A 19122-nucleotide genomic window follows, 5' to 3' on the forward strand; every position below is an offset into this window, starting at 1 on the left:
AATCGACATGCTGCCGAAATCTTCGGGGCAGACTATGACCATGCCCCATGTCGACGAGATCGTCCCCGCTGAATACCGCCGTCTGCTCGAGTTGCCGCTGTACGGGCACCTCGGCACGATTCGACCGAACGACACCGTGCAGGTCACTCCGATGTGGTTCGAGTTCGACGGTGAACATGTCCGATTCACGCACACGAACTACCGCCAGAAGTACCGCAACCTGCAGCACAACCCGTCGATGGCTCTGTCCATCCTCGATCCGGACAGCCCGTTCCGCTATCTCGAGGTGGCCGGGCGTCTCGTCGAGGTCGTGCCCGACCCCGAGGGGGCGTTCTACGTGCAGCTGCAGAACCGGTACGGCAACCCCAGCACGACGCCCCCGCCGGACAAGGCCGACCGCGTGATCCTCGTCATGTCGATCGAACGCTCGACGAAGCAGTAACCCGCGCTCGATGAAAACACGGAAGCCCGTGACCGAATCGGTCACGGGCTTCCGCTTTCAGAGGGTCAGCCGCAGTTGGTTGCGGCGTAGGTGACGCTCGTCGTCAGGTCGTTACGGTCACCGGCGGTGCCGGTGATTCCGATGTCGCCTGCCGTCAGCGTCGCGGTGCGGGTGTTGATCGAGACCGAAACGGTCTTGCCCGGCTGCACCGCCGTGAACGACTTGCCACCGTGGTCACTGGTGACCGTGATGTCCGCCGGGACGGAGTCGTTGTTCTTGACGGTGACCGAGGTGTACACCTTGCCTGCGAGGCAGCGCGTGGTGACCTGAGCATCCAGGTCGACCAGGCTGCGGTCGTAAGCGACGCGCATCATCTCCATGAGACCGTTCGAGTACTCCTGCGACTCGGGGTGAGCCGCGGCAGCCGTCGGGTTCTCGCTCGTGAACGGGGGCTGGAAGGAACGACCGACCTCGAAGTTCCACGCGTAGATGCCGTGCTTGTACCACAGCATGTCACCCGAGTTACCGGCGGCCGAGTAGAGCACGTCGATGATCGGGCCGGTGCGGGCCGGGGTCACCGACAGGCCGCGGTGGCGCTTGATCTCACCGAGGATGCGCTCCGAGGCTTCCCAGAAGTACGCCTCGTCCTCGGCGCTCGGACGCGGGGCGGGCTCGCGGCCGGGGACCTTGTACGCACCCGGCGACCACATGAAGTAGTCACCCGAGCTGTGCAGGTTCATCGAGAACGTGATGTTCTGGTGGTTGGTCGCGAGCCAGTCGATGTTGGCCGACTCGGGCTCGCTCAGCTCCGCCGGACCCGCATACGAGCCACTGGTGCAGGAGTGCGAGGCGCCGCTGTAGCCGTCGAACAGGCTGTACGTGTCGTAGTTGCGGTTGTTGTCGACACCCCACGAGTTGCGCGAGTTGTAGTCCGCGGTACCCGTGATCTCACAGTGGTTCGTCATGTTCTTGCGCTGCGACGCAAAGTCGTAGAACGAGTAGTGACCACCATCGGGGTTGACGGACGGCAGGATCCAGATGTCGAGGTTCTCGACGAGCTTGCGGACCTCGGCGTTGGACTCGTAGTTGCGCAGCAGACGCTCGGCCGTCTCGATCGTGACCAGCGGCGGGACCCACTCACGAGCGTGCTCCTGGGCGTACGCCATGACGCCCATCTTCGAGCCGTCGCGGGTGGTGCCGATGCGGATGCCGTAGACCGTCTGCGGCTCGCGCGAGACGGATGCCGGTGCCGACAGGCCGTCGGTGAGCGTCGCGGTCGCCGCGGCGACCGTGCCCAGGCCCGCGTTGCCGCGGTAGGTGTACGCGTTGACGAGCGCGGATGCAGCCTCCGAGCCGTTGATCGCGGCGACGACCTGTGCGGCCGTGGTCGTGATCGCGCCCTCGGCGTCGGTTGCGGGCGTCACCGTGACGGTGGTGCCGTCGACGGCGACACCGAGCGCGGCGTTCGCGCCGGTGGGTGCGGCGATCGAGACGACGATGCCGTTGCCACCTTCGTGGCCCCACGCCTTCGAGTCGACACCGACGATGCTGGCGTTGCCCGTGCCGACGATGCCCTGAGCGAGGCGACGGTAACCGTTGGTCTGGTAGGGCATCTCGACGATCTCGGAGATCTCCGGGAACTCAGCCGCGAGGCTGTAGATGCGAGTGTAGAGCTCGGTCGGGGTGAGGTAGGACGTGATGAAGTCCTTCTCGAGGGGGCCGAACGGGTCCTCGTCATCGATGGCCAGCCAGTCGTTCACCTCTGCGGTGACGACCTCACCGGTCGGGCTCGTGATGCTGATCATCTCCGGACGGGTCTGGACAGCGGCAGCGCCACGGTGCTTGATGTAGACGCTGGCGTCCACGAAGCGCGTGATGTTCTGCTGTCCGCCCGAGCCGATCTCGGTGCCGGGGCCGCTGTCGCGACGCACGACCATCGGTGCGGTGTTGGTCTGGCCATCGGCGAAGCGGGCCTCGACCGAGAGGTAGCCGACACCGAACGACGTGTAGTAGTCGACGCGCAGGATCTCGATGGACGACACGTCGTCCGCCTGGGCAGCCCGACTGAAGGACCGGTTCTCGGCGAGTGTCTGCGTGCGGAACGCCTCGCGCTCGGCGAGCACGTCCTCGGTGTCCTGCTCGGTGTACAGCACCGAGCCGATGGTGAAGCCGCGTGCCTCGAGGGCTGCGACCTGGCTGTCGGAGACCACGGCCTGCACGGTCAACGAGCCGTTGTCGTGCTGATCCACGCCGTGGTCGAGGTCGACGCCGGTCGCGATCAGACGGTCGAGTTCGTCACGGTCGGGAACCGTCACTTCGACGACATTGACCGCGTCGTCGGCTTCGAGGTGCAGATCGAGGTCGTCCTCGGACCCGACTGCACCGATGGGTGTCAGGGTTGTCAGGAGCAGGCCGGCGAGCGCGGCACTGACCGCGACACCTCCGACTGCTTTTCTTCTTCTCACAGCGGACAACATCAAGCATCCCCTCCTTGGGTGCGTGAACAGCATCGTGCAGCGAAGCGGGGTGGTGCGGGTCGAACGGTGCATCACCCCGAGGGCGAGTCCCAAGCTCATCCGCGAGCGGGGGTCATCGCGTTGTCCAATGTCTATCGGTTGTATGCACCGGGGGTCAAGCTATTTCTAAGTATCCGCTGTGAATCGGCGTAAACGGATCGCACAGCGAGATGCAGCCAGACCCGTCAGACTGGCGGCGAGATATCGTCCTGCATCAGCATCCTGCGCAGGAGGACACAAGCGTGAGGCCCGCGACCGAACCGGTCACGGGCCTCAGGCTTCCGAAGGGTCAGCCGCAGTTGGTCGCGGCGTACGTGACGCTCGTCTCCAGGTCGGTCCGGTCACCGGCGGTGCCGGTGATGCCGATCTCTCCTGCCGTCAGCGTCGCGGTGCGGGTGTTGATCGAGACCGAGACGGTCTGGCCCGGCTGCACCGCCGTGAACGACTTGCCGCCGTGGCCGCTGGTGACCCTGATGTCCGCCGGGACGGTGTCGTTGTTCGTGACCGACACCGACGTGTAGACCTTGCCGGCGAGGCAGCGCGTGGCGACCTCCGCGTCGAGACCGACCCTGCTGCGGTCGAGAGCGACGCGCATCAGCTCCATGAGCCCATTCGCGTACTCCTGCGACTCGGGGTGAGCTGCCGCGGCGGTCGGGTTCGCGCTCGTGAACGGAGGCTGGAGCGACCGGGCGACCTCGAAGTTCCACGCGTAGATGCCGTACTTGTACCAGAACATGTCACCGGAGTTGCCGGCCGCCGAGTACAGCACGTCGACGATCGGTCCCGTGCGCGCCGGCGTCACGGAGAGTCCGCGGTACCGCTTGATCTCGGTGAGGATGCGCGAGGAGGCCTCCCAGAAGTACGCCTCGTCCTCTGCGCTCGGCCGCGGCGTGGTCTCGCGACCGGGTAGCTTGTACGCACCGGGGGACCACATGAAGTAGTCACCCGAGCTGTGCAGGTTCATCGAGAAGCGGATCTTCGGGTAGTTCGCCGCGAGCCAGTCGATGTTGCGTGACTCGGGCTCACTCAGCTCCGACGGACCGGCGTGCGTGTCGCTGCTGCACGACGTCGAGGCGCCGCTGTAGCCGTCGAACAGGCTCTAGGTGTCGTAGTTCCGGTTGACATCGACACCCCACGAATTGCGGGCGAGGAAGTCACCGGTGCCGGTCGTCGGGCAGTAGTTCACCATGTTGCGGCGCTGCGAAGCGATTTCTCCGCATCCGCTGTGAATCCGGCGTCGTCGTGTCGCGTGGTCAGACCGCCGCCGATCCATCAGCGCGCCGGCGGGCGCACGGCAGGCTTCAGCCCCGATCAGGCGCGATCAGAGAGTCATCGGCCGGTCGCGCCGGAATCGCGTCGAACGCCCGAGGAGAGAGCGCGCATCTTCTCGAGCAGCGGCTCGGCGACGTCGGCGAGGAAGTCGTCCTGACGCTCATCGCCGATCTGGACCACCGCGATGTCGGTGAACCCGGCTTCGGTGTAGGGGACCACGCTCTGGGCGAGTTCATCGAGGTCGGGTCCGCACGCGATCGATTCCGCGACGTCCTCACGGCGTACGAAGCGGCTCGCCGCCTCGAACCCGGCCGGAGTCGGCAGGTCGGCGTTGACGGCCCATCCGCCGCCGAACCAGCGGAACTGGTCGTGCGCGCGCTCGATCGCGGCGTCCCGATCCGGATCCCACGAGATGGGCACCTGGCCGATCTTTCGCGACGGCCCATCGTGCGCGGCATCCCACGCCTCGATCAGCGACGCTTCGGGTTGCACGGCGATGAGATGGTCGCCCAGGGGCGCGAACGCCTCGACCGACTGCTCGCCCGAGACGGCGACACCGACCTCGAGCGCCGTGTCGGGCACGTCCCAGATGCGCGCGGAGTCGACGCGGAAGAACGTGCCGTCGTAGGTGACGAGGTCACCGGTCTGCAGCTCACGGATGATCTCCAGCGCTTCGACGAGCATCGACTGACGCGTGTCGACGCTCGGCCACCCGTCGCCGACGAAGTGCTCGTTGAGGCTCTCGCCCGATCCGATTCCGAGCAGGAACCGGCCTTCGCTGAGGATCTGCATCGTCGCGGCCTTCTGCGCGACCACCGCCGGGTGGTAGCGCATCGTGGGGCACGTGACGTAGGTCATCAGCTCGACGCGCGAGGTCGCCTGGGCTACCGCGCCGAGCACGGTCCAGGCGTAGGGCGAGTGTCCCTGACTGGTCAGCCACGGTGAGAAATGGTCGCTCGACACTTCGAAGTCGAATCCCGCGTCCTCCGCGGCCTGTGCGTAGCGCACGAGCTCGCGCGGTCCGCTCTGTTCGGTCATGAGGGTGTAGCCGAACCTCGTCATGACAGCGTCCTCAGCGGGTCGCGGTGCGGTTCTCGGCGCTGACCATCCACGCGAACTGCTCGAGAGACTCGAGGATGGCGTGCAGGATGTCGGCGCTCGTCGGGTCCTCCTCATCGACGTCGTCATGCACGTCGCGGCAGGTCGCGACCGCGGCGTCGAGGCGCTCGGTCACGAGGTCGACGACGTCGGCCGTGTCGATCTCCCCCTGGGGGAACTCCGGCAGCGTCGTCGTCTCGGTCACCGTGTCGCTGCGGCCATCGGGGAGCGCGTGCAGCGCCCGCATCCGCTCGGCGATCGTGTCGCTGAAGCCGCGCGCGGCCTCGATGATCTCGTCGAGCTGCCGGTGCATGTCACGGAAGTTCTTGCCCACGACGTTCCAGTGGGCCTGCTTGCCCTGGCTCGCGAGCTCGAGCAGATCGACGAGCACGCGCTGAAGGTTCTCGCTCAGCGACTCCGAGGCGCGGAAACCGCTCTCGGCATTCTGCTCGCTCGTGAGCATCGCGCCGCTGCGGGCGGGGCGCCGCTTGTTCTTCGTCGCGGACTTCTTCGACGCGTCGCTTGCGGTCTTGCTCTTCGAACCGTTCTTCGTGGTGGTCGCCATGATGTCGTCTCCTTCGAGCTGTCCTTCGACGGTACGAGCTCGCCGGCACGTGCGCCCGGGGATTGCGGATGCCGCATCCCGGTGCTATTCAGTCGTCGCTCGAGTGCAGCCCGCGGCGCGATGACAGCACCGTGACCTCGGGGTGCTCGTCGGCGAGGAGGTGCTCTGCGCGATCGAGCACGTCGCGCACGTGGGACGCGTCCGCCGCGATGATGGACACGCCGATCGCGGTGCGGCGGTGCAGGTCGTGCGCACCGACCTCGGCGACGGCGACCTCGGTGCGCCGGCCCAGATCGGCCAGAAGCGGCCGCAGGATGCTGCGCTTCTCCTTGAGCGACCGCACGTCGCCCAGCAGCACATCGAACTCCATCCAGCCGATCCACATGCAGGTGAGTCTGCCACTGCGTTGCGCGTCCCACGCGCGCGCAGTCTGCCTACCATGGCAGGAGCACCTCGACCGGAAGGAGCCGCCCGTGGTCCAGGTCCGCGTTGCCGGCATCGCGCTCGACGAGTCGGGGCAGCACGTCTTGCTGCTGAAGCCGATCGACCAGCTGCCCGGCGCCGGGCGCATGCTCCCGATCTGGATCGGGGCGCTCGAGGCGACCTCGATCCTCATCGCGGTCGAGGGCGCGAGCGTGCCGAGGCCGCTCGCACACGACCTCATGAAGGGCGTGATCGAGTCCGTCGACGCGAGCGTCGAGCGCACCGAGATCACCCGCATCGACGATGGCACGTACTATGCCGAGATCACGCTCGTCACGCCCGGCGGCATCCGCATCATCGACGCGAGACCCTCGGATGCCGTCGCTCTGGCATCCCGTGCCGGAGCGGCGCTGTGGGTCGCCGACGCCGTCATGGAGGAGGCGGGCGTGCCCGATCTGATGAGCGACGAGGTCGATGCCGAAGAGAGCGTGGACGAGTTCAAGAGGTTCCTCAACGACGTCGACCCCGACGACTTCCGCGGCTGAGGCTCCACCGCGAGGCCGTCGGACGCGTCGCGACCCCGGCGTGACGGCCGGTCAGTCCTGAGTGGACGGCGTCCGGCCCGCGGTGGCCGGCTCCCAGCCGAGGGCGGGGGCGACGTGCGTCGCGAACGACTCGACGATGCGCAGGTTGAACTCGACCCCGAGCTGGCTGGGGATCGTGAGCATGAGGGTGTCCGCCGAGCGGATCGCGGCATCGTCGAGCAGCTGCTCCACGAGCACATCCGGCTCGGCCGCATAGCTCTGCCCGAACGTCGACCGCATGCCGTCGATGACGCCGACCTGATCTCCTTCTCGGGTGCGCCCGAAGTAGAGCGCATCCTCCGCCGTCGTGATGGGGAAGATCGAGCGGCTCACCGAGACGCGCGGCTCACCGCCGTGCCCGGCCGTGCGCCACGCGGCACGGAACGCGTCGATCTGCTGTGCCTGCAGCTCGTCGAACGGCAGGCCGCGGTCTTCGGTCAGCAGCGTGGAGGACATCAGGTTCACCCCGATGCTGCCCGCCCACTCGGCCGTCTCGCGCGTGCCGGCACCCCACCACACCCGAGAACGCAGCCCGGGGGAGTGCGGCTCGATCCGCTGCATGCCCGTGCCGCCGCCGAACGGCGAGTTCGCGTCGCGTTCGGCGAGTCCTTCGCCGTCGATCGCGCGCAGGAACAGGTCGAAGTGCTCGCGCGCGATATCGGCGCCGCGCGGATCGGCCGAGCCCGTGTATCCGAACGCCTCGTATCCGCGAACCACGGTCTCGGGTGATCCGCGACTCACGCCCAGCGCCAGCCGTCCGCGTGAGATGAGATCGACCGCCGCGGCTTCTTCAGCGAGGTACAGCGGGTTCTCGTAGCGCATGTCGATGACGCCGGTGCCGACCTCGATGCGCTCCGTTCGTGCCGCGATCGCGGCGAGGAGCGGCATCGGCGAGGACTGCTGACGTGCGAAGTGGTGCACGCGGAAGTAGGTGCCGTTGACACCGAGGTCGTCCATCCCCTGGGCGAGATCGATGGCCTGGTGCATCGAGTCGGCGGCGGTGAGCTGGCGTCCGCCGCCGAGGGGACCGTAATGACCGAACGAGAGGGTTCCGAAGCGCTGCATGACGGATGCAACCGCACCTGTGCGGTATCCATTCCGGTGAATGCACGTCGGTGGTGGTGCGTGTCAACCCCGCCCCGTTCGTCGGTGCCGGGACATAGGCTCGCGGTATGTCGACTCGCATTCTGCTCATCGGCGGCCACGGCAAGGTCGCGCTCCTGCTCGAACCGATCCTCGCCGATCGCGGCGACACCGTCACGGCGGTCATTCGCAATCCCGATCATGAGGCCGACGTCGCCGCGACCGGTGCGCAGCCGCTCGTCGCGGACATCGAGGAGTTCGACACCGAGCAGCTGACGAACCTCGTGAGCGGCAACGACGTGGTCGTCTGGTCGGCGGGAGCGGGCGGCGGCGACGCGGCCCGCACCTACGCTGTGGATCGGGATGCCGCGATCCGATCGATCGAGGCGGCGGTCGCCGCCGGCGTCCGGCGCTACGTCATGGTGTCGTACTTCGGCGCGGGCGCTGATCACGGTGTCGACCCCGACAACTCGTTCTTCGCCTACGCCGAGGCCAAAGCCGCCGCCGATGCGCATCTGCGCGCGAGCGGACTGGACTGGACGATCGTCGCGCCGAGCGGTCTGACGCTCGACGAGCCGACGGGGCGCATCGACGTCGAAGCCGACGAGTCGGGCACGGTGTCCCGTGCGGACGTCGCGGCCGTCGTCGCGGCCGCGCTCGCCGACGATTCGACGATCGGGCGCACGATCCGATTCAACTCCGGTGACGTGCCGATCCCCGAGGCGGTCGCGGGCACGGGCCGGCGAAGCCGGGAGTAGCCCGAACGCCGCCGCCGGTCGTGGTGTCCCGCGCGGACACCGCTGCCCTCACGGACTGAGCTGGCGCACATCCGATGGAGCACGCTCCTGCGGCGGACTGCCGGTCTGCGGATACGATCTCGCCGCGGAGTACCGCGGGCGCAGCCACAGCGCGACGTAGACGAGAGCGACCAGAACGGGCACCTCGATGAGCGGCCCGACGATGCCCGCCAGCGCCTGTCCGCTCGTGGCGCCGAACGTGCCGATGGCGACCGCGATGGCCAGCTCGAAGTTGTTGCCGGACGCGGTGAACGCCAGTGACACGGTGCGCTCGTACGAGAGGGCGATCAGCCTGCCCGTCAGGAAGCCGATGAGGAACATCAGGACGAAATAGGCCAGGAGCGGGAGCGCGATCCGCGCCACGTCGAACGGCCTGTCGATGACGTGCTGGCCCTGCAGGGCGAAGAGCATCACGATCGTGAAGAGCAGCCCGCCGAGCGCGAACGGGCCGACTTTCGGGAGGAAGACGGACTCGTACCACTGGCGTCCCCGGCGCCGCTCGCCGATGACGCGCGACAGGTACCCCGCGATGAGCGGGACGCCGAGGAACACCAGGACGCTGACCGTGATCGCCCAGACCGAGAACTCGGCGCTCGTCGTCGACAGGCCGAGCCACGTCGGCAGCACCTGCAGATAGAACCATCCGAGGCCCGCGAACGCGACCACTTGGAACACGGAGTTGACGGCCACGAGGAAGGCGGCCGCCTCGCGGTCCCCGCACGCGAGGTCGTTCCAGATGAGCACCATCGCAATGCACCGCGCGAGTCCGACGATGATCAGCCCGGTGCGGTACTCCGGCAGGTCGGGAAGCAGAAGCCAGGCCAGCGCGAACATGAGTGCGGGGCCGACCAGCCAATTGAGGATCAGCGACGAGACGAGCAGGCGCCTGTCCCGCGCGACGACGGCGACATCGGAGTAGCGCACCTTCGCCAGCACCGAGTACATCATCACGAGCAGACCGAGCGCGATCGGCACGCTGACCGATCCGATGGATGCTGCATGCAGCAGGTCGCCGAAGGCGGGAGCGAATACCGCCAGGGCGAGTCCTGCGGCCATGGCGAGAAGGATCCACAGCGGCAGAAGCTGATCGAGACGGGACAGTCTCGCCGGCGCGACGGCGTGTGTCATCGTGCTCCGCGCCGACCCTTCGCGATGATGTGTGCGCGACACGAGTTCAGGACCCCACGAGGAGCTGCGACACGCGATCGAGCGCTCCGGGGACGAGCCGGAAATACGCCCAGGTTCCGCGCTTGCTCCGCGTGAGGAAGCCCGCGGTCGTGAGGATCTTCAGGTGGTGCGAGACGGTCGGCTGGCTGAGACCCACCGGCTCGATGAGGTCGCAGACACACGCCTCGAAGTCCTCCGAAGCGGCGACGATCGACAGCAGTCGCAACCGCGTCGGATCGGCCAGCGCCTTCATCGTCGTCGCCAGCCGTTCCGCTTCCGCCGCCGTGAGCGGCTCGCGTACGAGAGGGGCGCAGCACGCGTCGGCGCGGACGTCGGTCGGCTCGAGCATCGTGGTCATGTATCGAGGGTAATCGATATTGACAGGCGTCGATAGAGCGACCAGAATCGGACAGCATCGACGCTCATCGATATCTGGAGGCCATCGTGACCCTGCTCGACCTGACGCCGCGTGTCACCGAGACGAGTCGGCTCTCGACGCTGCCCGTGGCCATCATCGGTGCGGGACCGATCGGACTGGCGGCCGCGGCGAACCTGCTCGAGCGCGGGATCGACTTCGTCGTCCTCGAGGCGGGGGAGCACGCGGCATCCAGCATTCTCGAATGGGGGCACACGCGGCTCTTCTCTCCGTGGAAGCACCTCGTCGACCCGGTATCCCGCCGACTTCTCGAAGCGCGCGGGTGGGAGCTTCCCGATCCCGAGCGCGCCCCGACGGGCGCCGAGCTCGTCGAGCGCTATGTCGCCCCGCTCGCGGAGGTCGACGAGATCGCAGCGCGTGTGCGCACGGGCGTCGAAGTCGTGGGCGTGACACGTGAGGGAATGGACCGCACCCGCAGTGCGGCACGAGCGGATGCGCCGTTCAACGTGCGCATCCGAACGGGAGGCGGCGGCATCGAGGATGTCCCTGCGCGCGCCGTGATCGACGCATCCGGCACGTACCGGTCGCCCAATCCGCTGTCGTCGAACGGCCTCGACCTGCTCGGGATGCCGGAGATCGCCGACCTCGTGACCCCCGCGCTCCCCGACGTGCTCGGCCGTGATCGTGCGCAGTTCGCCGGGCGTCGGGTCACGGTCGTCGGTGCGGGGCACTCGGCCGCGAACACGCTCCTCGCCCTGATCGACCTCGCGCGGGAGGAGCCGGACACCAGCGTGACCTGGCTCATCCGCACGGCTCGAGCGGTGCGGGTCTCCTCCTCGCCCGATGACGAGCTGATCGGACGCGCGCACCTCGGCCGCCGCGTCGATCGGGCCGTCGAGCGCTCGGAGATCGCGTTGCTCGACGGCTTCGAGATCATGACGGCCCGACGGGTCGCGGACACCGTCGAACTGGGGGGCCGTCGACACGGGGATCTCGCCGTGCACGAGGCCGACGTCGTCGTCAACGCGACGGGCTTTCGTCCCGACCTGGGCATGCTTCGCGAGATCCGACTCGACCTCGATGAGGTCGTCGAGGCTCCCCGGCGCCTCGCCCCGCTCATCGATCCGAACATGCACTCCTGCGGCACGGTCGAGCCGCACGGCTTCGGCGAGCTCACGCACCCCGAGCACGGCTTCTTCATCGTCGGCATGAAATCCTACGGACGCGCGCCGACATTCCTCCTCTCGACGGGGTACGAGCAGGTCCGATCCGTCGCGGCGTGGCTCGCCGGCGACATGGCCTCCGCGGCGAAGGTCGATCTGGTGCTTCCGGCCACCGGCGTGTGCTCGACGGACCCCGGTATCGATGGCGGATGCTGCGCGTGAACGGATCGCGCGTGCGCGCCACCGGTCGGGGGCAGCCCTCCGCCAACCGTCCGCGACGAGAAGGAACGACCTCATGACACGCAAGCCCACCGTCCTCTTCGTCTGCGTGCACAACGCCGGACGATCCCAGATGGCCGCGGGCTACCTTCGGGCCCTGGGCGGCGATGACGTCGAGGTGCTCTCGGCGGGTTCCGCGCCCAAGGACGCCGTCAACCCCGTCGCGGTGCGGGCGATGGCCGAGGAAGGAATCGACATCGCCGGCGGCATCCCGAAGATCCTGACGGTGGACGCGGTTCGGGAATCCGACGTCGTGATCACGATGGGCTGCGGTGATGCGTGCCCGATCTTCCCCGGCAAGCGGTACGAGGACTGGGAACTGGACGATCCGGCGGGGCAGGGGATCGAGGCGGTCCGCCCGATCCGCGACGACATCCGCGCTCGCATCGAAGCGCTGTTGGCGACGTTGCTTCCCGCTCGCTGAGGGCTCAGGCCTCGGGTCCGCTGCTGAGCCGGCGGTGCAGGCGCGCCGTCGCCTCGTTCATGCCCTCGAACACGACCGTCTTGCCGAGGTGGGTGTACTTGGTCTGGATGGCATCCAGCGCGGCGACCGTCGAAGCGTCCCACACGTGCGAGCGCGCCATGTCGATGACGACGCGGTCCGGATCGCGCGAGTACTCGAACTGCGTCGTCAGATCGTTGCTCGAGGCGAAGAAGAGCTCGCCGTCGACCGTGTAGTGGGCCACGGGGGAGCCGTCCGTCTCGGCGACGCGCCTCGTCACCGTGACGAAGTGCGCCACGCGGCGAGCGAAGAGGATCATCGCGGCGACGACGCCCGCCCCGACGCCGATCGCGAGATTCTCGGTCCCGACCGTCATGGCGACCGTGATGAGCATGACGAGGGTCTCGCTCTTCGGCATCCGTCTGAGGGTGGAGAGGTGGATGCTGTGCCAGTCGAACGTCGCGACCGAGACGACGATCATCACCGCGACCAGCGCGGCCATCGGGATGATGGCGACGATGTCGCCGAGGACGAGCACGAGGATCAGCAGGAAGACACCCGCGAGGAACGTCGAGATGCGGGTGCGGGCGCCGGATGCCTTCACGTTGATCATCGTCTGGCCGATCATGGCGCAGCCGCCCATGCCGCCGAACGCGCCGGAGAGGACGTTCGCGACACCCTGGCCCCACGCCTCGCGCGTCTTTCGGGAGTGCGTGTCGGTGATGTCGTCGACGAGCTTCGCCGTCATGAGCGACTCGAGCAGGCCGACCACGGCCATCGCGGCGGAGAAGGGGAAGATGATGCTGAGCGTCTCCCACGTGAGAGGAACGTTCGGGATGAAGAGCTCGGGCAGACGCTGGGGGAGTTCGCCCTGATCGCCGACAGTCGGCACGTTGAGCCCGAAGACGACGGTCGCGCCCGTGAGAAGGACGATCGCGACGAGAGGTGCGGGGATCACCTTCGTCACGAGCGGCATCAGGTACATGATGAGCAGGCCCGCCACGACGAGGGGGTAGACGAGCCACGGCACGTCGATGAGCTGCGGGAACTGAGCTGCGAAGACCAGGATGGCGAGCGCGTTGACGAAGCCCACCATGACGCTGCGCGGGATGAACCGCATGAGCTTCGCGACGCCGAGGACGGCCAGGACGATCTGGATGACGCCGCCGAAGATGACCGTCGCGATGAAGTAGTCCATGCCGTACTCGCGCGCGACGGGCGCGATGACGAGGGCGACCGCGCCCGTCGCCGCAGTGATCATGGCGGGCCGGCCCCCGAGGAACGCGATCGCCACGGCCATCACGAACGAGGAGAACAGGCCCAGGCGAGGATCGACGCCCGCGATGATCGAGAACGCGATGGCCTCGGGGATCAGTGCGATCGCGACGACGAGGCCGGCCAGCACCTCGCGGGTGAGGATGCGGGGGCTGCGCAGGGCCTGCAGCACGGTCGGTTCGATCCGGTAGCGGCTCGCGGGGTCCTGCGCAGGGGCGACAGCAGTCATGCGGGCTCCGTTCGGTGCGGCCGAGACGAGATTCACTGGGTGGAGCGCACCCTTGCGCATGTTCTGGGTGGTTCTGCTGAGGGGCAGATGGCGGCCGGCTCGGTGCGGCCGAATGGACTCTACCGTCAAGCTATCCGGCCGGAGCGACGGCGGGGCGTGCGCTATCGACCGAGTGGTACCATATCCGGTACGGCTTTGAGGAGGCGCCATGGCAATCACGACGAGCGAAGCGCGGCGGGACCTGTTCGGCCTCATTGAACGCGTCAACCTGGACCACAGCGAGGTGGAGATCATCTCGAAGCGCGGCTCCGCGGTACTGATCTCCAAAGATCAGTACGACTCGCTGGTGGAAACCAGCTACCTGCTGCGTTCACCGGAGAACGCCCGCCGACTGCTGAACGCGATGGAGAGCGCTCGCTCGGGTGAGGTGGCAGAGCGCGAGCTGCTCGAGCCGTGACCGAGCGCAAACTCGTGTGGACGTCCGAAGGCTGGGAGGACTACCTCTACTGGCAGACTCAGGACCGAAAGACGCTGAGACGCATAAACACACTGATCGGCGACATCCTTCGAGACGACCCCTTCGAGGGGATCGGTAAGCCCGAACCCCTCAAGTACGCGCTGGCCGGCGCTTGGTCGCGACGAATCGATGAAAGCAATCGGCTCGTTTACGTCGCCGACGAGCAGCACGTCACGATCTTGCAGGCCCGGTACCACTACTGAGGCCTGCGTCGCGACTCATCACACTGGCGGAGGATAGGGGATTCGAACCCCTGAGGGCTTGCACCCAACACGCTTTCCAAGCGTGCGCCATAGGCCACTAGGCGAATCCTCCAGGGCCCCGGAGGGCCACGGGCTATCCTACCCTGCGCGCGCGACCCCTGATGCGTACACGCTCCCCGGCCGCACGACGAGCGATCGCGGGGCCACGGCGGCGAGCAGCCGCCGCGACGGGGGCGCAGCCGCGAGCAGCGCCGCGCGGACGGCGGCGGCGGCCTCGGTCACCTCATCGCCGTGCCAATAGCCGGCGACGCGAGCGGGCGCGTAGCTCGCCCGCTCGATCGCACGCACGAGCACCTCGATGGCATCGGCGGGGGCGCCGTACTCCGCGACGAGTCGCGCGGCGAACGCGCGCGGCGACTCGCTCGCCGGAACGGGCGCGCCGACGTCGATCGCGGCATCCTGCATCATCGCCCACGCCGCGGCGGTGTCACCCGCGCGCGAGGCGGCGACCAGCCGACGACGGCGCACTTCGCGTGCGAGAGCGGGCATCGCGAGGAGGAGCAGCACGCCGAACACGACGACGACCGTCGGGACAGTGCCGGCCGCCCCGGTGCCCGCCCCGGGCAGCGCTTCGTCGCGCGGGTCCAAGCGCGAATCGGGGGCGGGTGTCGTCGACGCGCTCGCCGACGCCGACGGCCGCGGCTCCGCCTCGTCGTCGGCGTCGACACCGGTCGGACTCGACGCGGACGACAGGAACGCCGTGGGGGAGCCGAGACCGCTCGTCGGCTCGAACCCGATCCACCCGATGCCGTCGAAGTACACCTCGGGCCACGCGTGCAGCAACGAACTCGACACCGAATACACCGTCTCGTCGTCCTCGACGTCATCGGTCGCGGCGCCCGGCAGGTAGCCGACGACGATGCGGCTCGGCATGTCGAGCGTGCGTGCCATCAGGGCGAACGCCGACGAGAAGTGGATGCAGTAGCCCCGCCGCACCTCGAGGAACCGCTCGACGGCCTCGACCCCCGTGCCGTCGAAGCCGTCCTCGACGGGAGCATCGAGCGAGTAGCGGAAGTCGGGTCCGCGGAACCAGCGCTGCAGGGCGATGAGCGCGTCGTAGTCGTTCGTCGCGCCCGCCGTGATCTCGGCGGCGAGTTCGGCGACGACGGGGGGCACGTCGCCCGGCAGCGCCTGGGCGTCTTCGAAGGCTTCGCCCGACCCCGTCGACCGCGCGCGGATCTGCTCGAGCGTGGGGCGCGGCACGCTCGCGACGACCTCATACCGCTGCCCCTGCGTCGACCCGGTCTGCGCCACGACGGTGCGGTTGTAGGGCACAGCGGCCCACTCGCCCTCGAGCCCGTTCACCTCGACCGCCGGGAACGTGATCGGCGCCCACACCGACGCGAGGTTCACGACCTCGACATTCGCCGTCGTCTCGACCATGCGGATGTCCTCCCCGACGCCGAGTGCGCCCAGACCGAACGCACTGTCCAGCGGCACGGTCCGCACGCGGTCGGGCAGCCACACGTCGCCGTCGAAGCGGGACAGCGTCGTGGCGCGCAGGTACGGCGCGGTGGATTCCGTCGAACGCATCCGCAGCACCTCGATCTCCTGCGGCCGGCGCAGGTCGTCGCCCAGCTGCAGGCTCGCGTCGATGCCCGGTCCGCCGCCCAGGCCGCCGCCGGTCTGCACCGCGGGCGTCGGCAGCAGGGGAGCCGCGACGACGGCGACGACGAGGGCCACGGCGGCGATGCTGAACGCCGTCGCGGGCACACCGGCCCGTCGCTCGACGACGCGCTCGGCCGGCGCCTCGCGCGAACGGGTTTCGGCGCGCAGCAGGAACAGCACCGCCGCCCCCAGCAGCACGAAGGCCGTGACATCGATGCGGCCCGGCACGGCGATCGCCGGAATGAGCGAGACCGCGATGATCCCGATGGATGCCAGCAGCGGCATACGCGCCGTGAGCACGACGTGATCCACGAGCACCGTGAGCAGCCCCAGGGCGCCCACGATGAGGAACGAGAGCGCAGGCGTCGCCGGGAGCGGAGCGGCACCGACGGCGATCTCCTCGAACGCCTGCGCGACGAGCGAGGGCACGACCCCGATCGTGTCGGGCGTGGGGATGACCCACAGGAAGGCCGTGTCGCGCAGGAAGAGTCCCGTGAGGCAGAGCACCCAGACAACGGCCTCGATGAGCGACACGGCGACGGCGGGCAGGCCACGTCGCCGTGCGACGTGCCCCGCGCCGAGCACGATGACGGCGACCCCGACGGATGCCGCGAGCCACCAGCTGCCCTGCACCATGGGCAGCACGGGCACGAGCGCGGCGGTGAGCGCGGTGAGCAGCGCGACCGTGGTGAGCAGGTCGCCGCGGCCGACGGGTCGTGCCTCAGCCGACACGGCCGGCTCCTCGTCCGACGGCGGCGCGCCACGGGTCGGTGACGTCTCCACCCGCCTCGAGCGCGCCCGTGTGCCAGCCCGCGTCGGCGGTCCGCTCGAGGGCGTCTCCGACCGGCGCCGTCGTGAGCAGCACGGGAAGCGCGCTGTGGTGGGCGACGGCGGCCAGGGCCGTGGCATCCGCGGGATCGAGGCGTCCGACGATGACGACGACGGGCCCCGTCATGACCCCCGCGAACAGCTGCGCGACGCGCGGGAGATGGTCGTCGCGCCGGGCCATGATCGTCGCGAAGCGCGTGAGCAGTTCCTCGATGTCGGAGGGGTCCGCATCATCGAGCCGCTCGATGAGCACGGCGCCGTCGGAATCGAGCACATCGACGGCATAACCGTCGCGCACGAGTCGGGCGACGACCGAGACGCACGCCGACACGCCGGTCTCGAAGCCCGGGTCCGCTCCCGTCTCGACGAGCGCATCTGCCGACCAGCGCAGCACGCTCCGGTCGAGCACGACGGTCGCCTCGGGGGTCGATTCCTGCTCCTCCTGCCGCACCATGAGCTCGTCGCGGTGGGCCGTCGCACGCCAGTGGATGCGCCGCATCGAATCGCCCGGCGCGTAGGGCCGCGCGATGAGGTTGTCGGCGCCCTGCCCGAGCTGGTCGACCGCGGTGTGCAGCATCCCGCCCGATTCACCGGCGAGGTCGGTCAGCGCCGGCAGATCGACGAGGGCCGGTGCCACCGTCACGACGGTGCGCTCGCGCAGACGGATGCTGCGCCGGGCCAGCCCGAACGGGTCGCTGCAGCGCAGCGTCAGCGGTCCGATCGAATGGATGCCGCGCCGCGCGCCCGTCGCGACATACGTCAGCTCCAGGGTGCGGTTGCCGCCGTGCACGCCGCCGATGAGTCCCGAGCCGAGCGCCGCGAAAGCCCCCTCTGCGGGACCCGTGAGCCCGGCCGGAAGCTCGTCGCGCCAGGTTCCCGCCGGCGTCGGGACGACGCTGCGCAGCCCGACGCGCACGTCGACGTGCGTCTGGGTGCCCACCGTCACGACGTCGGGGTGCAGCGAGCGCGCGACGGCGTCGGTGCGGCGCAGCAGGTGCAGGCTGCCGACGCTCGCGACGAGCACCGCGATGAGCAGCATCCCGAAGTACTGCAGCTCGGTCACGCCCAGTTCGCTCGCGAGCACGAAGCACGCGATCGCGAGCACGAGCGCGCCCGTTCCCCGAGGGGTGAGCGGCCACAGGCGTCTCATGGTCTCGCCGTCACTGCCGCGCCGCGATCGGCACCCGCACGGTCGCCGCGATGCGCTCGAGCACGGCGGTCACGGTCTCGGTCGCGTTGCGCGCTCGTCCGGCCGACCGCGCCGGGATGAGGCGGTGCGCGAAGACGGGAGCGAGGAGGTCGGTGAGATCGTCGGGGATGACATAGCTGCGTGAATCCAGCGCCGCCCACACCTTGGCGGCGCGCACGAGCTGCAGCGTCGCGCGCGGGCTCGCGCCGAGGCGGAGGTCGGCGTGGCCACGGGTTGCGTGGGCGAGCCCGACGGCGTACTCCTCCATCGCGGGGGCGACGTGCACGGCCCGCGCCGACGCGATGAGCTGTGCGACGGTCGCGCTCGAGGTGACCGGAGCGAGCGCGTCGAGCGGGTTGGCCGTCTCTCTCTGGCGCAGCATGAGCGCTTCGGCGCGGGCATCGGGGTAGCCCATCGAGATGCGCATCATGAAGCGGTCGCGCTGCGCTTCGGGGAGCGCATACGTGCCCTCCATCTCGAGCGGGTTCTGCGTCGCGACGACGAGGAACGGGTGGGGGACGAGGTGCGTGCGACCGTCGACGGTGACCTGGCGCTCCTCCATCGCCTCGAGCAGCGCCGACTGCGTCTTGGGGGAGGACCGGTTGATCTCGTCGGCGATGACGATGTTGGCGAAGATCGCGCCCTGCTTGAACTCGAACTCGCGCTCGATCGGGTTGAAGACGCTCACGCCGGTGACGTCTCCGGGGAGCAGATCGGGCGTGAACTGGATGCGGCGCACGCTCGCGTCGACGGATGCCGCGAGGGCGCGGGCGAGCATCGTCTTGCCGACGCCGGGCACGTCCTCGATGAGCAGGTGCCCCTCGGCGAGCAGGCACACCAGCGCCGAGCGCACGGCCTCGGGCTTGCCGTCGATCACGGTCGTCACCGACGACACGACGGCGTCGGTGATGCGCGTGAACTCGTCGCCCGTGAGGACCTCGGCATCGGGCATGCGACCCCCTGGGATGCGGTGAAGCGGGCCGCGGCGCCCGCACAACGATGGTAA

At 68.9% G+C, this 19122-nt stretch carries 19 protein-coding genes and 1 tRNA gene; 7 read left to right on the forward strand and 13 right to left on the reverse strand.

The window, feature by feature from the left end; translation table 11 throughout:
- The first annotated feature begins 40 nt into the window (after nt 1-40).
- Entirely contained in the window at nt 41-442 is a 402-nt protein-coding gene (locus ACFC3F_RS01195) for a PPOX class F420-dependent oxidoreductase (RefSeq protein ID WP_376125526.1), read from the forward strand.
- A gap of 65 nt (nt 443-507) precedes the next feature.
- Here the strand turns inward: ACFC3F_RS01195 and ACFC3F_RS01200 are convergent, their stop codons facing one another.
- The 5 genes from ACFC3F_RS01200 to ACFC3F_RS01220 form a co-directional block, all read right to left on the reverse strand.
- Nucleotides 508-2919 (reverse strand): M14 family zinc carboxypeptidase, encoded by a 2412-nt coding sequence (locus ACFC3F_RS01200; RefSeq protein ID WP_376125621.1) that lies wholly within the window; start codon nt 2917-2919, stop codon nt 508-510.
- Between the two features lie 328 nt (nt 2920-3247).
- Nucleotides 3248-4054 carry a M14 family zinc carboxypeptidase gene (locus tag ACFC3F_RS01205; RefSeq protein ID WP_376125622.1) on the reverse strand — a complete coding sequence of 269 codons (807 nt, stop codon included), beginning with the start codon at nt 4052-4054 and terminating at the stop codon, nt 3248-3250.
- 233 nt (nt 4055-4287) lie between these two features.
- Nucleotides 4288-5292, reverse strand: a complete 1005-nt coding sequence (locus tag ACFC3F_RS01210; protein WP_376125528.1) for a TIGR03557 family F420-dependent LLM class oxidoreductase — start codon at nt 5290-5292, stop codon at nt 4288-4290.
- Nucleotides 5293-5302: 10 nt separating this feature from the next.
- On the reverse strand, nt 5303-5791 hold the full coding sequence (locus ACFC3F_RS01215) for a Dps family protein (RefSeq protein ID WP_376125625.1): 489 nt from the start codon (nt 5789-5791) through the stop codon (nt 5303-5305).
- A 190-nt stretch (nt 5792-5981) separates the two neighbouring features.
- The gene (locus tag ACFC3F_RS01220; protein ID WP_376125530.1) at nt 5982-6278 is read right to left on the reverse strand and encodes a DUF503 domain-containing protein; all 297 of its coding nucleotides are present in this window, start codon (nt 6276-6278) and stop codon (nt 5982-5984) included.
- An 88-nt stretch (nt 6279-6366) separates the two neighbouring features.
- Here ACFC3F_RS01220 and ACFC3F_RS01225 point away from each other — a divergent pair, with 88 nt between their 5' ends.
- A complete protein-coding gene (locus tag ACFC3F_RS01225; protein ID WP_376125532.1) occupies nt 6367-6861 on the forward strand; it encodes a bifunctional nuclease family protein in 495 nt (164 codons plus the stop codon).
- A gap of 51 nt (nt 6862-6912) precedes the next feature.
- Here the strand turns inward: ACFC3F_RS01225 and ACFC3F_RS01230 are convergent, their stop codons facing one another.
- Nucleotides 6913-7965: an LLM class flavin-dependent oxidoreductase gene (locus ACFC3F_RS01230; protein ID WP_376125535.1), complete on the reverse strand. Its 1053-nt coding sequence runs from the start codon at nt 7963-7965 to the stop codon at nt 6913-6915.
- Between the two features lie 107 nt (nt 7966-8072).
- On the opposite strand from ACFC3F_RS01230, the gene ACFC3F_RS01235 reads away from it, so the two are divergent.
- The gene (locus tag ACFC3F_RS01235; protein WP_376125536.1) at nt 8073-8741 is read left to right on the forward strand and encodes an NAD(P)H-binding protein; all 669 of its coding nucleotides are present in this window, start codon (nt 8073-8075) and stop codon (nt 8739-8741) included.
- 48 nt (nt 8742-8789) lie between these two features.
- Here the strand turns inward: ACFC3F_RS01235 and arsB are convergent, their stop codons facing one another.
- Nucleotides 8790-9908, reverse strand: a complete 1119-nt coding sequence (gene arsB / locus ACFC3F_RS01240; RefSeq protein ID WP_376125539.1) for an ACR3 family arsenite efflux transporter — start codon at nt 9906-9908, stop codon at nt 8790-8792.
- A 46-nt stretch (nt 9909-9954) separates the two neighbouring features.
- Nucleotides 9955-10305 carry a metalloregulator ArsR/SmtB family transcription factor gene (locus ACFC3F_RS01245; protein WP_376125541.1) on the reverse strand — a complete coding sequence of 117 codons (351 nt, stop codon included), beginning with the start codon at nt 10303-10305 and terminating at the stop codon, nt 9955-9957.
- Nucleotides 10306-10391: 86 nt separating this feature from the next.
- Here ACFC3F_RS01245 and ACFC3F_RS01250 point away from each other — a divergent pair, with 86 nt between their 5' ends.
- Together ACFC3F_RS01250 and ACFC3F_RS01255 are read left to right on the forward strand one after the other, a co-directional pair.
- Complete coding sequence (locus ACFC3F_RS01250) at nt 10392-11708, forward strand: NAD(P)-binding domain-containing protein (protein WP_376125543.1); 1317 nt, start codon at nt 10392-10394, stop codon at nt 11706-11708.
- A gap of 73 nt (nt 11709-11781) precedes the next feature.
- The gene (locus ACFC3F_RS01255) at nt 11782-12189 is read left to right on the forward strand and encodes an arsenate reductase ArsC (protein ID WP_376125546.1); all 408 of its coding nucleotides are present in this window, start codon (nt 11782-11784) and stop codon (nt 12187-12189) included.
- A 4-nt stretch (nt 12190-12193) separates the two neighbouring features.
- Here the strand turns inward: ACFC3F_RS01255 and ACFC3F_RS01260 are convergent, their stop codons facing one another.
- A complete protein-coding gene (locus ACFC3F_RS01260) occupies nt 12194-13711 on the reverse strand; it encodes a SulP family inorganic anion transporter (RefSeq protein WP_376125549.1) in 1518 nt (505 codons plus the stop codon).
- Between the two features lie 208 nt (nt 13712-13919).
- Between ACFC3F_RS01260 and ACFC3F_RS01265 the strand changes: the two genes are divergently transcribed.
- Together ACFC3F_RS01265 and ACFC3F_RS01270 are read left to right on the forward strand one after the other, a co-directional pair.
- On the forward strand, nt 13920-14168 hold the full coding sequence (locus ACFC3F_RS01265) for a type II toxin-antitoxin system Phd/YefM family antitoxin (RefSeq protein ID WP_376125551.1): 249 nt from the start codon (nt 13920-13922) through the stop codon (nt 14166-14168).
- Nucleotides 14165-14431: a Txe/YoeB family addiction module toxin gene (locus ACFC3F_RS01270; RefSeq protein WP_376125554.1), complete on the forward strand. Its 267-nt coding sequence runs from the start codon at nt 14165-14167 to the stop codon at nt 14429-14431. Before ACFC3F_RS01265 ends, ACFC3F_RS01270 begins: the two co-directional genes overlap by 4 nt.
- Before the next feature lie 24 nt (nt 14432-14455).
- Here ACFC3F_RS01270 and ACFC3F_RS01275 read toward each other — a convergent pair.
- The 4 genes from ACFC3F_RS01275 to ACFC3F_RS01290 form a co-directional block, all read right to left on the reverse strand.
- Nucleotides 14456-14543, reverse strand: a tRNA-Ser gene (locus ACFC3F_RS01275).
- Nucleotides 14544-14569: 26 nt separating this feature from the next.
- Nucleotides 14570-16831: a DUF3488 and DUF4129 domain-containing transglutaminase family protein gene (locus ACFC3F_RS01280; protein ID WP_376125557.1), complete on the reverse strand. Its 2262-nt coding sequence runs from the start codon at nt 16829-16831 to the stop codon at nt 14570-14572.
- Nucleotides 16821-18077 carry a DUF58 domain-containing protein gene (locus ACFC3F_RS01285; protein ID WP_376125558.1) on the reverse strand — a complete coding sequence of 419 codons (1257 nt, stop codon included), beginning with the start codon at nt 18075-18077 and terminating at the stop codon, nt 16821-16823. Before ACFC3F_RS01285 ends, ACFC3F_RS01280 begins: the two co-directional genes overlap by 11 nt.
- Nucleotides 18078-18087: 10 nt before the next feature.
- Entirely contained in the window at nt 18088-19068 is a 981-nt protein-coding gene (locus tag ACFC3F_RS01290) for an AAA family ATPase (RefSeq protein ID WP_376125560.1), read from the reverse strand.
- Nucleotides 19069-19122 lie beyond the last annotated feature (54 nt).

This window comes from Microbacterium sp. NPDC055910 (genome assembly GCF_042271185.1).
GTDB lineage: Bacteria > Actinomycetota > Actinomycetes > Actinomycetales > Microbacteriaceae > Microbacterium.

Coding starts and splice junctions, on each gene's coding strand:
- ACFC3F_RS01285 (WP_376125558.1), bottom strand. CDS start 18,077: ATGAGACGCCTGTGGCCGCTCACCCCTCGGGGAACGGGCGCGCTCGTG.
- ACFC3F_RS01245 (WP_376125541.1), bottom strand. CDS start 10,305: ATGACCACGATGCTCGAGCCGACCGACGTCCGCGCCGACGCGTGCTGC.
- ACFC3F_RS01290 (WP_376125560.1), bottom strand. CDS start 19,068: ATGCCCGATGCCGAGGTCCTCACGGGCGACGAGTTCACGCGCATCACC.
- ACFC3F_RS01210 (WP_376125528.1), bottom strand. CDS start 5,292: ATGACGAGGTTCGGCTACACCCTCATGACCGAACAGAGCGGACCGCGC.
- ACFC3F_RS01195 (WP_376125526.1), top strand. CDS start 41: ATGCCCCATGTCGACGAGATCGTCCCCGCTGAATACCGCCGTCTGCTC.
- ACFC3F_RS01230 (WP_376125535.1), bottom strand. CDS start 7,965: ATGCAGCGCTTCGGAACCCTCTCGTTCGGTCATTACGGTCCCCTCGGC.
- ACFC3F_RS01200 (WP_376125621.1), bottom strand. CDS start 2,919: ATGTTGTCCGCTGTGAGAAGAAGAAAAGCAGTCGGAGGTGTCGCGGTC.
- ACFC3F_RS01255 (WP_376125546.1), top strand. CDS start 11,782: ATGACACGCAAGCCCACCGTCCTCTTCGTCTGCGTGCACAACGCCGGA.
- ACFC3F_RS01235 (WP_376125536.1), top strand. CDS start 8,073: ATGTCGACTCGCATTCTGCTCATCGGCGGCCACGGCAAGGTCGCGCTC.
- ACFC3F_RS01260 (WP_376125549.1), bottom strand. CDS start 13,711: ATGACTGCTGTCGCCCCTGCGCAGGACCCCGCGAGCCGCTACCGGATC.
- arsB (WP_376125539.1), bottom strand. CDS start 9,908: ATGACACACGCCGTCGCGCCGGCGAGACTGTCCCGTCTCGATCAGCTT.
- ACFC3F_RS01215 (WP_376125625.1), bottom strand. CDS start 5,791: ATGCTCACGAGCGAGCAGAATGCCGAGAGCGGTTTCCGCGCCTCGGAG.
- ACFC3F_RS01265 (WP_376125551.1), top strand. CDS start 13,920: ATGGCAATCACGACGAGCGAAGCGCGGCGGGACCTGTTCGGCCTCATT.
- ACFC3F_RS01220 (WP_376125530.1), bottom strand. CDS start 6,278: ATGTGGATCGGCTGGATGGAGTTCGATGTGCTGCTGGGCGACGTGCGG.